Consider the following 13,790-nt stretch of genomic DNA (forward strand, 5'->3'; position numbering starts at 1 on the left):
AAGACACCGTGCGCAGCAGTAACCTCCATGCAAAACGAGACCCCGTGCCGCTGAAATATGCCCGCAGCATGTTGCAGGTGGCTGAGGCGCAGGGGTACAACAGCGCGGAGATATTGCGTTCACTGCAGTTACCCATCGACCCACTGGCTGATAATGCGGACCTTGAAGCCCCTATCGACGCGCGTTATTACTCGGTTATTTACCGGCGGGTCATGTCATTGCTGCAAGACGAATCCTTTGGTTTGGGGCTGCGGCAAAAAACGCCGGCAGGCAGCTTCCGCATGTTGTCGCTGTTTATTATTCACTGCGAAACGCTTGAGCAGGCACTGCGCAGGGCATCGGAATTCATTATTTTCTGTCGCACATTGAGAGAACTGCCCAGCGCGTCCAAACGGCCGGTTGAGCGGCTCGGCGATGGGACCGGGCTGTATCGCTTTCCCGCCGACATGGAGCTGGCAGAGAGTGACGATACCGATGAGCAGCGTTACACCATGGCCCACACCATGGCGATTTGGCGCCGCTTTTGTCAGTGGTTAATCGGCAAGCCGCTGGATCTCGTCGCGATACGTATGCAAGCCAGCAAACCTGAGAATCCCGAGTATTTCGAGCAGCTGTTCAGCTGCGAAATTCAGTACGGCTGTAGTGACAACGCCTTTGTCTTGGCAGAGCACTGTCTGGATTGCCCGCTGATCCACACCGAAGAGTCGTTGCGTAAATTTCTACGCGACGCGCCCTACCATCTGTTGGTTGCCCAGGATGATGATGACACCTCACTGCTTTCACAGATGAAGCGCATTGTCGGCACGGACCTGAGCCACGAATTTCCCAGTGTTGTCACCATGGCGGAACACCTGAGCATGTCGGTGCGGACGCTGCGTCGACGCCTCAAGGATTTGGGAACAACCTACCAGCAGTTCAAAGATGAGCTGCGAAAAGAACACGCTCTGCGCTGGCTCAACCAACCAGAGCTAAAAATTAACGCCGTCTCAGCGCTGCTGGGCTTTGACGAACCCAGCGCCTTTCACCGCTCCTTTAAAAAATGGACGGGAATGACACCAGGGGAATACCGCGCCAGCCGCCAGTCAGCCAAACCCCAAAATAATCAAAGGCAATCCGGATGAGCGAACACGACATTGCGAAAACCCTGCACCTGCAATCGGCATTTTCCCAGCTTAGTGCCGATGAACGCCCGATACCCGCGCAGCTACCACCCAAAGAGCGCCTTGCGCTGCGAAAACTGCCCTTTGAGCAGGCCCACAATTTCCGAGACCTGGGTGGCTATCTGAGCGGCGATGGCCGCTATACCCGCTGGGGCAAGATTTATCGTACCGACAAGCTTTCCTCACTGAGCGAGCAGGATCAGCGCTACCTTCAGCGACTGGGAGTTAAACGCATTGTCGATTTCCGCTCCGATGAAGAACGCAATACGGCGCCCCATACCCTGCACCCGGAAAGTCGCATCCTGATCGACCCACTACCCATTAATGTTGAGGCCGCCCAGATCGAGCGCGTGACCGCTCGCCTGCAGGAGCAAAATGTCAGCGCCGAGGACATGGTTGAGTTTCTGATGAGTGCCAACCGCGCCATGGTGACGCACTTCACGGACACCTACCGGAATTGGATACACTCGCTGCTCAGCGACGACCACTATCCCCAGTTATTCCACTGCACGGCAGGCAAAGACCGAACAGGGTTGGCTGCTGCCTTGTTGCTGCGTGCCCTTGGCGTCTCTGAGGAGACGGTGATGGAAGACTACCTCGCGACCAATCACTACACAGCGGCGCGTATCGACGAAATCATTCGCCAAATCCAGGAAATGGATGTATTCAAAGTTGAGGAGCCGGTCATTCGCACGCTGTTCCATGTGCAGCCTCAGTATATCAATGCCGCCTTCGAAGTAATTGCCGAGCGCTACGGCGATATAGAAGCCTACCTCCAAGACGGCCTCGCTCTGGACCGTTTCCAACGGGAACAGCTTCGCGATATGTTGCTTGAGGAGCTGTAAGCCGCTTGAGCAATACCGTTTTTGACAATCCTTTTGGGCAGATTCAACTTCAGCGCAGACCTCGTCGCCGCAATGAAGTACTGCAGGGATGGGATAATGCCGATCACTACTTGCTGCAGCATCTGGCGGAATCCCCGCCGCCAAGCGGCGCCCGCCTGCTTATCGTTAATGACAGTTTTGGCGCACTGGCCTGCGCACTGGCCGACTACGATTGCCTTGCTTGGTCAGACTCTGCGGTCAGCCATCTGGCCACTCAGGAAAATTGTGCTGTAAACGGCCGCAAGGCGCCCACATTGTTGAGCAGTACTGAAATCCCACAAGGCGACTTCGACCGTGTGATCTATCGTCTGCCTCGCAACCACACGCTGATGCGCTATCAACTCCAGCATATAGCCCCCCTCCTGCCTAATGCCGATGCATTCTGCGCAGGCATTATGGCGAAATACCTTGATGCCGCCACAATGGCCGTGATCAGCGACAGCATCGGCGACGCCGCCGCGTCACTGGCATGGAAAAAAGCCCGCCTCGTACGGCTCAATCAAGTGAAGCAAAACGTCGCCCCTGATGACGACTGGCTACCGTTCTATGCCGAAGATTACCAGCTTGAGTTGGGTAATCGCGGCAATGTGTTTTCGCGAGGGAAACTGGACCGAGGCAGTCGCCTGCTGATCGCAAGCCTGCCGCAGCTCAATACGCCCGCGTGCGTTGCCGATTTGGGCTGCGGCAATGGCCTGCTCGGCTTAATGGCGGCTCGACAATGGCCCGACGCTCAGCTCGATTTTTTTGACGAGTCCTACATGGCTGTGGCCAGCGCTCATCGGAATTGGCGGGAAAACCGCTTTGAGGAAAAGCGTGCCGCATTCCATGCCGGCGATTGCTTGCAGTGTTACGGTGATGAGCATTTTGATTTGATCCTCTGCAATCCGCCTTTCCATCAAGAACAGCAGCTCGGTGACCACATTGCCCAACAGATGTTTGCCGATGCCAAACGATTCCTCCGTCCCGGAGGACAGTTCTGCGTGGTGGGTAACCGCCACCTTAATTACCACGTCAGCCTGAAAAAGCGCTTCGGTAATTGCCGGGTCATCAATACCGACGCTAAATTCGTGGTATTACTTGTAGAGCAAGAGGCACGCTGACACGCGGCACTAGAGCACAGCGCCAACCAAACGGGTGATGGCAGGCCAACACCCCCCGTGATAGCCTCCAGCGCGTCGCTTATTCACGCACAGATTGAAGTTTGCCATGACCATCCATGTTGTATTTGTCTGCCTCGGTAATATCTGCCGCTCTCCCGCCGCTCAGGGAATTTTTGAGAAAAAAGTCAGCGATGCCGGGCTCGATCAGCGCATAACGGTCGATTCCTGTGGCACCGCCGCCTTTAATATCGGCAAATCACCCGACCCGCGTTCCGTCTCTGCCGCCGCCAAAGCGGGCTATGACATCAGCCAGCAGATCGCCCGGCAGATCGACGACGATGATTACCATCGGGGCAGCTATCTTATCGCGATGGATCGCAACAATCTGGGCAATGTGATGGCTTGGGCGCCGAAGAATTTCGACGGCGAGATCAAGCTCTTCCTCGATTACTGTCACCACGGTGGCAACCGGCAGATTCCAGATCCCTTTTATGGCAAGGCCGACCAGTTTGATACGGTTATCCGCAGCTTGGAAAAAGCAGCAGATGGCCTCCTCCATTACATTCGGGAGCAACATTCGCTGTAATTCGACTCCCGCATCACGACCAACAATAACAACAGGTGCACCATGAAATTTGTTCTATCTTCTTCGTTTTGTCCGCTTCACGAATTGCGTGAGCTGGCGGTAGCCGCGGATCAGAGCGGCTGGGAAGCGATGTCGTTCTCAGACCACGTCGTCAATCCCGAAACGCTCAGCCACGATTACCCCTATACCGACGACGGCTCGCGTCGCTGGGCACCTTTCACCGACTGGCCAGACCCTTGGGTCATGACTGGTGCACTCGCCGCCGTGACCGAGCGCTTGAAGTTCACCAACAACATCTTTGTATTGCCGATGCGCAACCCGTTTCTCGTTGCCAAAGCCATCAGCACTGCCGCGATTGTCTCCAATAACCGAGTGATTCCGGCTATCGGTGTGGGTTGGTCTAAAGATGAGTTCGGGCTTCTTCAGCAGGATTTTCACACGCGCGGCAAACGCACAGACGAAATTCTGGAGATTCTGCCGCTGCTGTGGACCGGTAAAATGGTGAGCTATCGCGGTGAGTTTTATCAGTTTGACCCTCTGGAGATGAATCCTGCGCCCAGCGAAATTCCGCCAATCTGGGTCGGCGGTATCAGCAAGGCGGCGATGCGCCGCGCTGCACGCTGTGATGGCTGGGTCAGCGACCTTCAGACCAGCGCCGAGATCATTGAATGTCTGGATTTCATCAAACAGTGCCGACGGGAACTGGGACTTGAGAACACGCCATTCTCGGTGATGGCGACGCCCTCCGACGCTTTTACGCCGGATGGCTACCGGCACCTTGAGGATCACGGCGTGACGCATATCCTCACCCAGCCCTGGCCTTTCTACCATGGCAATACCGACGACCCGGCGAAAAAGCGGGACGGCGTGCTGCGCTATGCTGAGGATATTATCCAGCAGATGGACGACTGAGCCAGACCATAGACTCCAGGTGGTGGGTATGAGGGAACATATCCACCGCCACCGCCTCACGAATGTGAAACCCGCCCTCACAGAGGATGCTGAGGTCTCTGGCCAGACTGGCTGGATCACAAGACACATAAACCAGCGATTGCAGCTCTTTCGACGTGGCCAGTGCTTCACACAGGGCTTTGGCTCCGGCGCGCGGCGGATCAAGCAAGACCTTGGCGGCACCGCGCAGCACAATATTCTCACTGTCAAACAAATCAGCCCTGGCAAACTCAATGCTAAGCCCCAGTGCGTCCGCCCTTGCCGAGGCGCGCTCGAGCATCGCGTCCCCCATATCCAGCCCCAGCACATGGGCCCCGCTGTGGGCCAATGCGAAGCTGAAATTCCCCAAGCCACAGAAATAATCCACAATCTGCTCGCCAGCGTGTGGAGCCAACCAGGTAATCGCCTGCTCAATCATTTCGGTGTTCAGGGGGCGGTTGGCCTGCGTGAAGTCCCCCGGTACAAAACTGACACCCAGCTCGCCACCGTAACGCAGCGTTGGAAAGCCACCGTTCCAGTGCGCCTGATTACTGGAAACGCTATGAAGCTCTAGCGGCTGCAAGGCGACTTTCAGTGCCTCACACCAGTCAGTGTCCACCTCCTGCGGAAGCGTCAGGGCGAGCCCAACACGCCCGTCGTCATCGCAGGCGAAATGCAATTCCGCCGTTTTCAGGTTTTTAAGCGTACTCAGAAGTAATGGACGCGCTGCCATCACCGCACGCTCCAGCACAGATTCCAGTACAGGACAGGCCTCAACATCCACCAGGTGATGGCTGGCCGCGGCACGAAAACCCAAGTGACCGGCGCGGTAGGAAAGCCTTGCCCGGTGGCGGTAGCCCACGCCCTCACCCGCCAGCAGCGTAACCTCAACATTCGCATGCTGCGCATCCATTGCGGCTTGCAGGCGATCGCGCTTGTAGCTCCGCTGAGCCGCGAGCTCCAGGTGCTGTAACTGGCAGCCACCACAATCACCAGCGTGAGCACAGGCCACCGGCCGACGGCTGGGTGAGGCATCGAGAATCTCCACCGCCAGTGCCTCATCGAAGCGCTTCTGTTGACGCAGTAAGCGCACATTGATGCGCTCTCCCGGCAGCGCGTTGGCCACAAATACGACTTTTCCACCGTGATACGCTACGCCTCGGCCATCATCCGCCAGACGTTCAATGGATAATGTCTCGATCTTCTGCGGCGGCGTCCGGGGTTTGGCACGTCGCTTGTCCGGCTTTCCAGGCTTGAATATTTTCGCCATCAACGCAGTCCTGTCGCCGGGATAAACTGCCGGTAAGCCTGCAAGCACTGCTGCTGACGTTCGCGTAGCTGCCGCTGCTCAAATTCGGACTCCGCCCTCACCTCAGCCAGGGAGTCACAGGGCATATCACTGATGGCATTGTGCGGCTGTTCTCTCACCACCGGAGACAGACGCACTACTGAGCCGACGTCGGCATCGTCGGGCTCAGCCGCCCAAAGGCCGACAGCGGATAACAGGCCAATGGCCAATAGGGTTGTTCGCTTCATTGTGCGTCTCGATGCCCGGTTCGCTGGAAATCCGCGTATTTTAGCGCCAGAGGCGCCGCCTTGATATTTTATTGCGGTCTTTTTCGGTTAGAATATCAGGCTCTATTGCGATTGCAGCGGAACAGAATCCGGAAGTTTTATGCCAGAAACCGTTATTGAAAACCTAAACGTTGCCGCACAGGAAGTGCTGATTACTCCTGCGCGACTGAAAGCCGCTCTGCCCATGAGTGACAAAGCCAAAGCTGTCGTGGCTGAAGGTCGTGAAACCGTGCGCAACATCCTCGATGGCAAAGACCACCGTATGTTTATCGTGGTGGGCCCCTGCTCTATCCACGATACGGAACTGGCGATGGACTATGCCCAGCGTTTAAAAGCGCTGGCAGACGAGTTGCAAGATACGCTGGTTATCATCATGCGTGTCTATTTTGAAAAGCCTCGCACGACGGTCGGCTGGAAGGGGCTGATTAACGACCCCTATCTGAATGACACCTTCAAAATCGAAGATGGGCTGCATATCGGCCGCAAGCTGCTACTGGACATCACCGAGTTGGGACTGCCTACCTCGACCGAGGCACTGGACCCGATTTCGCCGCAGTATCTGCAGGACTGTATTTCCTGGTCCGCCATCGGCGCCCGCACGACGGAGTCTCAAACCCACCGGGAAATGGCCAGCGGCCTCTCCTCCGCAGTTGGCTTTAAAAATGGCACGGACGGCAACCTGGATGTAGCCATGAACGCGATCGGTTCGGCCGTGAAGCCTCACCGTTTTCTGGGGATTAATGGCGAAGGCCAGGTTGCGGTTATCCACACCCGTGGCAACCGCTATGTACATGTCGTACTGCGCGGCGGCAGCACCGGCCCGAATTACGACTCGGTACACATCAAACTTTGTGAGGCTGCACTTGACAAGGCCGGTTATCCGCAAAACATCATGGTGGATTGCAGCCATGCGAACTCCAACAAGCAGCCAGAGCTGCAGCCGCTGGTGATCGAGAATGTGACCAACCAGGTGATTGAAGGCAACGCCTCGATTGTCGGGTTGATGGTCGAAAGCAATATTCGCCCCGGTAACCAGAAAATTCCGGCAGATCTATCTGAGCTGGAGTACGGCGTATCAGTAACCGACGGCTGTATCGGCTGGGAAGAAACGGAAGTGGCCCTGCGCGATATGCGTGACAAGCTTCGGGATGTCCTGCCCAAACGCAAGCGCAATGTCTGACATTGCGGTGTGTAATATAAAAAGGCGCCTTTTGGCGCCTTTTTTGTTTCTAAAAGATCCAGATGGGAGATCCGCGCGTAAAGCTTAGTGCTTCTACACCATCTATGGCTGTTTGCCCCGGTTTACCGGGGCTTTTTTATTCTGGGGGCATTCACTTTAACCCCCCCAGCCGCATTCAGTTCACCGGGCAGTTCAAACTCCGCGTACAGCGCACAGTGGTCCGACAGTGACTCCCAAGGTTCGCCATGTAACAACTGGGCATGGCGTAAGGTCAATCCTCTAAAATATACCCGATCCAGCGGCAACAGCGGCCTCTTCGATGGGAAGCTTTTCACTGGTCGTCCATATTGCTCGCAGAACGCCTCTTTCAGATCGAGGTTTAAAAAGCGCCGGTGCAATCGCTGGTGCCAGTCATTGAAATCACCCGCAATGATCAGCGCATCATCCCCGCTGACGCGATCATTCAACTGCTCGTCAAGCCGCTTGAGCTGTCGCCGTCTCTCCCAGGCAAACAATCCCATATGAGCGCAGACGAGCTGCACGCCGGGCGCGATTTTAGCGAAAAGCAGCCCCCGCTGAGAGCGGCGCATTACGGAAATATCGACATTGTCGACGGCAATAATCGGGTATTTGCTCAGTATGGCATTGCCGTGGTGGCCATGCTGGTACACAGCGTTCCGACCATAGGCATAGTGGCTCCAGACGCTATCCGCGAGATACTCAAACTGTCCCGCATCAACCCAATTACTGTGCTTCTGGGCATTCTGACGGTTTTGTCCCACTACCTCCTGAAGAAACACAATATCTGCGTTGACGCGGCGTATCCCTTCGCGGATTTCCTCTAGCAAAAACCGCCGGTTATCGGCGTTAAACCCTTTGTGAACATTGTAGGAAAGGATACGCAGAGGAACAGACATTCAACACTCCGGATGGCATTTCTTCTGTTTACGGCCACTGCCACAGCAGCAGGGATCGTTGCGGGACAATTTGACGGGCGGCAAAAAGCGGCCATCAACATAGCGCCACACCCCATCGACACGTTCGAAACGGGAACGCTCCCGGAGTTGCTGGATTTTTCCCCCATCAAGGAAAAATGCCACAAACTCGACGTCTGCATCGCCGTCGCTGTTCTCACGATGATCGAGAACACGCAGCCCCAACCACTCAGTCTCCAGCGCCTCGCCCGGCTTTGGCGCCGCGCTGAGCGTCTTGGGATGCCATGACTCGCGCAGATACGCGATATCTCTGAGTACATAAGCACTGTAACGCGAGCGCATTACCTGCTCTGCGGTGGCCTCGCGGGACGGCTGCTGATGCAACAGGCGGCAGCAATCGGCATAGAGCTCACCGCCGCCGCAGGGACAATCCGCATTGAGCATCAGCGCGCGGGCGGAGGTGGAATCTTTGAGGAGTCGGTGGGCTGCCAGCTATCCGGCAAAGCAATCGCCGCCCGGGTCTTTCTGTCAAAGCCCACAATGATCGTGCTGCATGTCGTGGCACACTCGCCATTGGCGTAGATATGATGCTCTATCGTCATGCTCTTGTTGCCAACCCGGCTGCACCAGCTATCGACGACCACTTCATGGTCAAAGCGAATTTCATGCAACATATCCATTTTCACACTGGCAACCACGTTGTGAGGTGCCGGCGAGAGCTTTTCCACCTCTGTGAAAAAATCGATACGCGCCAAGTCAAAGTACTGCGCGTAGACACTGTTAGAAACGTGCCCAAGGAAATCGAGGTCAGAAAAGCGCACCTGAATCCGGGTGCGCGTGTAGGGAAGCTGAATCATGGGGTAAATCCTTCTTCAACGCGGCGCGATGCCGCGAGAAACTGCAGGCTTACTTGAAATACGCGTTATCAGTATTGCTGTGGTCAGTCGTGTCGCGCACACCTGCCAGCTCCGGGATGTTCTCCAGCAGTGTTTTCTCGACCCCTTCTTTGAGGGTCACGTCAACCATGCCGCAACCCTGGCAACCACCGCCGAATTTCAAGACGGCATAATTGTCAGCGGTGATTTCCAGCAGCGAGACTTCGCCACCGTGGGCGGCCAGCGAAGGGTTCACCTCGTTGTAGAGCACATAGTTCACGCGGTCTTCCATTGGGCTGTTGGCGTCAACACGGGGCAGCCGGGCATTCGGTGCTTTGATGGTCAATTGACCACCCATACGGTCTTTGGCGTAATCAATCAGTGCTTCGTCGAGGAACGGGACGCTGCGCAGCTCGAAATAGGCTTCAAAACCCTCATAGGGCACCACCACGTCGTCCTCTTTGGCATCGCCGTCCCGACAATAGGCAATACAGGTCTCAGCCTTGGGAGTGCCTGGCTGGGTGATAAATACCCGAACGCCGACGACATCGTCCTGTTTGGAAAGCAACTCAGCAAGATAGCCTTGGGCAGACTCAGTAATCGTTAAGTTAACCTTGGCTTGCTCTGTTGTCATGTTCACCTCATTCTGACACTGCGCACTGACGGGAAAACTCACACGATGAATTTCTATGCGCAGCAGAGTATCTGATAGAATTCCGCAGTTTAACACGAAGCCCCTACCGGCCACAGCCTCGGGGCGTTAACACGCTATTTACGCATCAGGATATTCATGAAGCCTTCAACCCCTCGCCCCGACGCCCTAAAGGCCGCCTTAAAAGACCGCATCTTGGTAATAGATGGGGCCATGGGGAGCATGATTCAAGAATACAAACTGGAGGAAGCCGCCTACCGCGGCGAGCGCTTTGCCGACTACCACCTCGATCTGCGCGGCAATAACGACCTGCTCACCCTCACCCGCCCCGATTTGATCCGCGACATTCATCAGGCGTTTCTGGATGTCGGTGCCGATATCATCGAGACCAATACCTTCAATTCCACCGCCGTGGCGCAGGACGATTACCAACTGGGCGAGATTGCCGAAGAGTTGAACCTGGCCGGCGCTCGCCTCGCTCGCGAGATGGCGGATGCAGAAACTGCAAAGAACCCCGCCAAGCCGCGTTTTGTGGCGGGGGTGATCGGCCCCACCCCGCGGACGGCATCCATCTCCCCGGACGTAAACGATCCGGGCGCCAGAAACATCACCTTCGACAAGCTGGTTGAGGATTACTATGCCGCCGTGCGCGGACTGGTGAACGGTGGCGTAGACCTGCTGCTGATTGAAACCATCTTCGACAGCCTGAATGCCAAAGCCGCCGTCTACGCGGTTCTGCAGTATTTCGAAGATCAGAGCATTGAACTGCCCATCATGATTTCGGTGACCTTTCCGGACACCAGCGGGCGTACCTTGTCCGGCCAGACGCCCAGTGCCTTCTGGAACAGTATTTCCCATGCCAAGCCGCTGATTGTTGGCACCAACTGTGGTCGTCGATTCAGTGAGATACGACCGTTTGTTGAAGAACTTTCTGAAGCTGCGGAATGCTATTTCAGCGGCCATTTCAATGCGGGCCTGCCCAATGAGTTCGGCGAGTACGATGAAACCCCCGCCGACATGCATGACGAGCTTCGCGATTTCGCTCAGCGGGGCTTTCTGAATCTGGTCGGCGGTTGCTGTGGCACCACACCGGGACATATCGAAGCGATCGCTAAAGCCGTCGAAGGCATCGCGCCGCGCCCCTTGCCCGAACTCCCAGTCGCCTGCCGCCTGTCGGGGCTTGAGCCTTTCAATATCAGCGCCGACAGCTTGTTCGTCAATGTCGGCGAGCGCTGTAATGTCACCGGCTCCGCAATATTCAAGCGCCTGATTCTCGAGGGCAATTACGACGAAGCCCTGTCGGTAGCCCGACAGCAAGTGGAGAATGGTGCCCAGATCATCGACGTGAACATGGACGAAGGCATGCTGGATGCCAAGGAAGCCATGGTCACCTTCCTTAATCTGATTGCCTCTGAGCCGGATATTTCCCGTGTGCCGATCATGGTCGACTCGTCGAAATGGGACGTCATCGAAGCCGGACTGAAGTGTATTCAAGGCAAGCCGGTTGTGAACTCGATCTCTCTGAAAGAAGGCGAAGAGGAATTCCGCGAGCGCGCAAGCCAGTGCATGAAGTTCGGTGCGGCCGTCGTGGTAATGGCTTTTGACGAAACCGGCCAGGCCGACACCTTCGCCCGCAAGGCCGAAATCTGTAAGCGCTCCTATGACATTCTGGTCAACGAGATCGGCTTTCCGCCCCAGGACATTATTTTCGACCCCAATATCTTCGCCGTTGCCACGGGCATAGAAGAGCACAACAACTATGCCGTCGACTTCATCGAGGCCACCGCCTACATCAAGCGTGAACTGCCTCATGCGATGGTGTCCGGAGGGGTCTCCAACGTGTCGTTCTCGTTCCGGGGCAATAACCCCGTCAGAGAGGCCATCCACTCTGTATTCCTCTACCACGCCATTAAAGCTGGCATGGATATGGGTATCGTCAATGCTGGCCAGCTCGCCATCTACGACGACCTCCCCGCTGAGTTGCGCGATGCCGTCGAAGACGTGGTACTCAACCGGCGCGATGACGGAACAGAGCGCCTGCTGGATATCGCCGAGAAATATCGCGGTGACGGCAAAGGCAGCACTCAGAAAGAAGACCTAAGCTGGCGCGAATTACCCGTTGCCAAACGTATTGAGCATTCTCTGGTGAAAGGTATTTCCACCTTTATCGAGGAAGATGCCGAAGCAGCACGTCAGGAGGCAGCCCGTCCCATTGACGTGATCGAAGGGCCGCTGATGGACGGCATGAACGTGGTCGGCGACCTGTTTGGCGACGGCAAAATGTTCCTGCCTCAGGTGGTGAAATCTGCCCGCGTGATGAAGCAGGCCGTTGCGTACCTGAACCCCTATATCGAAGCCCAGAAAGAAGTCGGTGCCAAGGCCAACGGCAAGGTGCTGATGGCCACGGTGAAAGGCGATGTCCACGATATCGGCAAAAATATTGTTGGCGTTGTGCTCCAGTGCAATAACTTTGAGGTTATCGACCTGGGCGTTATGGTGCCCTGCGACAAGATCCTGGAGACAGCCAAGGCCGAAGATGTCGACATTATCGGCCTAAGCGGGCTGATCACCCCGTCATTGGACGAAATGGTGCACGTTGCCAGTGAGATGCAACGCCTGAACTTTCAGGTACCGCTGATGATAGGCGGTGCCACAACATCGAAGGCTCACACCGCAGTAAAAATTGAGCCGAAATACCAAAACGACGTTGCCGTTTACGTTCCCGATGCCTCTCGCAGTGTCGCGGTAGCGACACAACTTATCAGCCGCGACATGAAAGCCAATTTCGTGGCAGAACGACGCGATGAGTACGAGCGCGTTCGCGCGCGCCGCGAGGGTAATCAGCGTAAAACCCGACTGCTCGACTACCCGACGGCATGCAGCCGCGGCCTCAATATCGACTGGGCTGATTATCAGCCACCGACGCCAGCCTTCCTTGGCACCCGCGTGTTCACTGATTATCCCTTGGAAAAACTGCGTGAAACCATCGACTGGACGCCCTTCTTCATCTCCTGGGGGCTGGCGGGCAAATACCCCAAAATCCTCAACGACGAAAAAGTCGGCGAAGCCGCTCAGAACCTGTTTAACGACGCCCAGCAAATGCTCGACAAGCTGATCAACGAAAAGCGGATTCACGCCAATGCCGTTATTGGCTTCTGGCCCGCGCAGCGTCGTGGCAGAGATGATATTGCCGTCTTCAATGAACAGGGCGAGGAAATCAATATCCTTCACCACCTGCGTCAGCAGGCAGAAAAGGCCGACAACAAACCGCAAATGAGCCTGGCTGATTACATTGCGCCGGAAGGCAGTGGCGTTAAGGATTATATTGGCGGCTTTGCGGTGACCACCGGCATCGGCGCCGACGAACTCGCCCAAGAGTACGAGGCCGCCAATGACGACTACAGCGCCATTATGGTCAAAGCGCTGGCGGATCGCCTGGCGGAATCCTTCGCGGAGCATATGCACCTGCGCGTACGCAAGGAATTCTGGCCTTACGCGACAGATGAATCACTGAGTAACGAGGAATTAATCAAAGAGGCCTATCGCGGTATTCGCCCCGCTCCGGGCTACCCGGCCTGCCCGGACCACACCGAAAAAAGTACCCTTTTTGAGCTGCTTGATGCCACCAACGCAACGGGAATCAGCCTTACCGAGCACCTGGCCATGTTCCCCGCCGCCGCCGTCAGCGGCTTTTATTATTCGCACCCCGATTCGCGCTACTTTGCGGTGGGACGTGTAGCCAAAGATCAGGTCGCCGATCTTGCCAAACGAAAGGGCATGGAAATGGCGACCATGGAACGCTGGCTATCTCCCATTCTGGATTACGATCCCTGAGGCATCGCGGAAAGTCCGCTAAGGCTATGCGGGAAAAGCACTTAGCCTTGGCGGACTCGGCAAGGCTATTATGCAAACG

13 protein-coding genes are annotated in these 13,790 nt (G+C 56.1%); 7 read left to right on the forward strand and 6 right to left on the reverse strand.

The annotated features are described in order from the left end of the window. Nucleotides 1-8: 8 nt before the first annotated feature. From AC5DB9_RS02685 to AC5DB9_RS02705, 5 genes are all read left to right on the forward strand, one after another. Nucleotides 9-1,121: an AraC family transcriptional regulator gene (locus AC5DB9_RS02685; protein ID WP_022957194.1), complete on the forward strand. Its 1,113-nt coding sequence runs from the start codon at nt 9-11 to the stop codon at nt 1,119-1,121. After that, entirely contained in the window at nt 1,118-2,005 is an 888-nt protein-coding gene (locus AC5DB9_RS02690; protein ID WP_272993720.1) for a tyrosine-protein phosphatase, read from the forward strand. The genes AC5DB9_RS02685 and AC5DB9_RS02690 overlap by 4 nt, the downstream gene beginning before the upstream one ends. A gap of 5 nt (nt 2,006-2,010) precedes the next feature. Beyond that, nucleotides 2,011-3,144, forward strand: a complete 1,134-nt coding sequence (locus tag AC5DB9_RS02695; RefSeq protein ID WP_272993723.1) for a methyltransferase — start codon at nt 2,011-2,013, stop codon at nt 3,142-3,144. A gap of 106 nt (nt 3,145-3,250) precedes the next feature. Then, nucleotides 3,251-3,730, forward strand: a complete 480-nt coding sequence (locus AC5DB9_RS02700; protein ID WP_022957197.1) for a low molecular weight protein-tyrosine-phosphatase — start codon at nt 3,251-3,253, stop codon at nt 3,728-3,730. 42 nt (nt 3,731-3,772) lie between these two features. Then, complete coding sequence (locus AC5DB9_RS02705) at nt 3,773-4,642, forward strand: TIGR03619 family F420-dependent LLM class oxidoreductase (RefSeq protein ID WP_272993726.1); 870 nt, start codon at nt 3,773-3,775, stop codon at nt 4,640-4,642. Here the strand turns inward: AC5DB9_RS02705 and AC5DB9_RS02710 are convergent. Together AC5DB9_RS02710 and AC5DB9_RS02715 are read right to left on the reverse strand one after the other, a co-directional pair. Then, entirely contained in the window at nt 4,620-5,930 is a 1,311-nt protein-coding gene (locus AC5DB9_RS02710; RefSeq protein WP_272993728.1) for a methyltransferase domain-containing protein, read from the reverse strand. The genes AC5DB9_RS02705 and AC5DB9_RS02710 overlap by 23 nt on opposite strands. Continuing rightward, entirely contained in the window at nt 5,930-6,196 is a 267-nt protein-coding gene (locus AC5DB9_RS02715; RefSeq protein WP_272993731.1) for a hypothetical protein, read from the reverse strand. Before AC5DB9_RS02715 ends, AC5DB9_RS02710 begins: the two co-directional genes overlap by 1 nt. 139 nt (nt 6,197-6,335) lie before the next feature. On the opposite strand from AC5DB9_RS02715, the gene AC5DB9_RS02720 reads away from it, so the two are divergent. Continuing rightward, nucleotides 6,336-7,415, forward strand: coding sequence for a 3-deoxy-7-phosphoheptulonate synthase (locus tag AC5DB9_RS02720; RefSeq protein ID WP_272993733.1), 1,080 nt, complete (start codon nt 6,336-6,338; stop codon nt 7,413-7,415). A 122-nt stretch (nt 7,416-7,537) separates the two neighbouring features. On the opposite strand, the gene AC5DB9_RS02725 is transcribed toward AC5DB9_RS02720, so the two are convergent. From AC5DB9_RS02725 to nfuA, 4 genes are read right to left on the reverse strand one after another with little or no spacing between them, the layout of a single operon-like run. Then, complete coding sequence (locus tag AC5DB9_RS02725; protein ID WP_272993735.1) at nt 7,538-8,332, reverse strand: endonuclease/exonuclease/phosphatase family protein; 795 nt, start codon at nt 8,330-8,332, stop codon at nt 7,538-7,540. Further along, nucleotides 8,333-8,794 (reverse strand): YchJ family protein, encoded by a 462-nt coding sequence (locus tag AC5DB9_RS02730; RefSeq protein WP_272993738.1) that lies wholly within the window; start codon nt 8,792-8,794, stop codon nt 8,333-8,335. Beyond that, nucleotides 8,794-9,207, reverse strand: coding sequence for an acyl-CoA thioesterase (locus AC5DB9_RS02735; RefSeq protein ID WP_272993739.1), 414 nt, complete (start codon nt 9,205-9,207; stop codon nt 8,794-8,796). Before AC5DB9_RS02735 ends, AC5DB9_RS02730 begins: the two co-directional genes overlap by 1 nt. Before the next feature lie 49 nt (nt 9,208-9,256). Next, nucleotides 9,257-9,859, reverse strand: coding sequence for a Fe-S biogenesis protein NfuA (nfuA, locus tag AC5DB9_RS02740; protein ID WP_272993740.1), 603 nt, complete (start codon nt 9,857-9,859; stop codon nt 9,257-9,259). 156 nt (nt 9,860-10,015) lie between these two features. Here nfuA and metH point away from each other — a divergent pair, with 156 nt between their 5' ends. After that, complete coding sequence (gene metH, locus AC5DB9_RS02745) at nt 10,016-13,711, forward strand: methionine synthase (RefSeq protein ID WP_273009824.1); 3,696 nt, start codon at nt 10,016-10,018, stop codon at nt 13,709-13,711. Nucleotides 13,712-13,790: the final 79 nt, after the last annotated feature.

This window comes from Spongiibacter sp. (assembly GCF_984394615.1).

Bases quoted from the DNA above. Each gene is read 5' to 3' on its own strand.
- AC5DB9_RS02690 (WP_272993720.1), top strand. From the start codon at position 1,118: ATGAGCGAACACGACATTGCGAAAACCCTGCACCTGCAATCGGCATTT.
- AC5DB9_RS02700 (WP_022957197.1), top strand. From the start codon at position 3,251: ATGACCATCCATGTTGTATTTGTCTGCCTCGGTAATATCTGCCGCTCT.
- AC5DB9_RS02705 (WP_272993726.1), top strand. From the start codon at position 3,773: ATGAAATTTGTTCTATCTTCTTCGTTTTGTCCGCTTCACGAATTGCGT.
- AC5DB9_RS02710 (WP_272993728.1), bottom strand. From the start codon at position 5,930: ATGGCGAAAATATTCAAGCCTGGAAAGCCGGACAAGCGACGTGCCAAA.
- AC5DB9_RS02715 (WP_272993731.1), bottom strand. From the start codon at position 6,196: ATGAAGCGAACAACCCTATTGGCCATTGGCCTGTTATCCGCTGTCGGC.
- AC5DB9_RS02720 (WP_272993733.1), top strand. From the start codon at position 6,336: ATGCCAGAAACCGTTATTGAAAACCTAAACGTTGCCGCACAGGAAGTG.
- AC5DB9_RS02725 (WP_272993735.1), bottom strand. From the start codon at position 8,332: ATGTCTGTTCCTCTGCGTATCCTTTCCTACAATGTTCACAAAGGGTTT.
- AC5DB9_RS02730 (WP_272993738.1), bottom strand. From the start codon at position 8,794: ATGCTCAATGCGGATTGTCCCTGCGGCGGCGGTGAGCTCTATGCCGAT.
- AC5DB9_RS02735 (WP_272993739.1), bottom strand. From the start codon at position 9,207: ATGATTCAGCTTCCCTACACGCGCACCCGGATTCAGGTGCGCTTTTCT.
- nfuA (WP_272993740.1), bottom strand. From the start codon at position 9,859: ATGACAACAGAGCAAGCCAAGGTTAACTTAACGATTACTGAGTCTGCC.
- metH (WP_273009824.1), top strand. From the start codon at position 10,016: ATGAAGCCTTCAACCCCTCGCCCCGACGCCCTAAAGGCCGCCTTAAAA.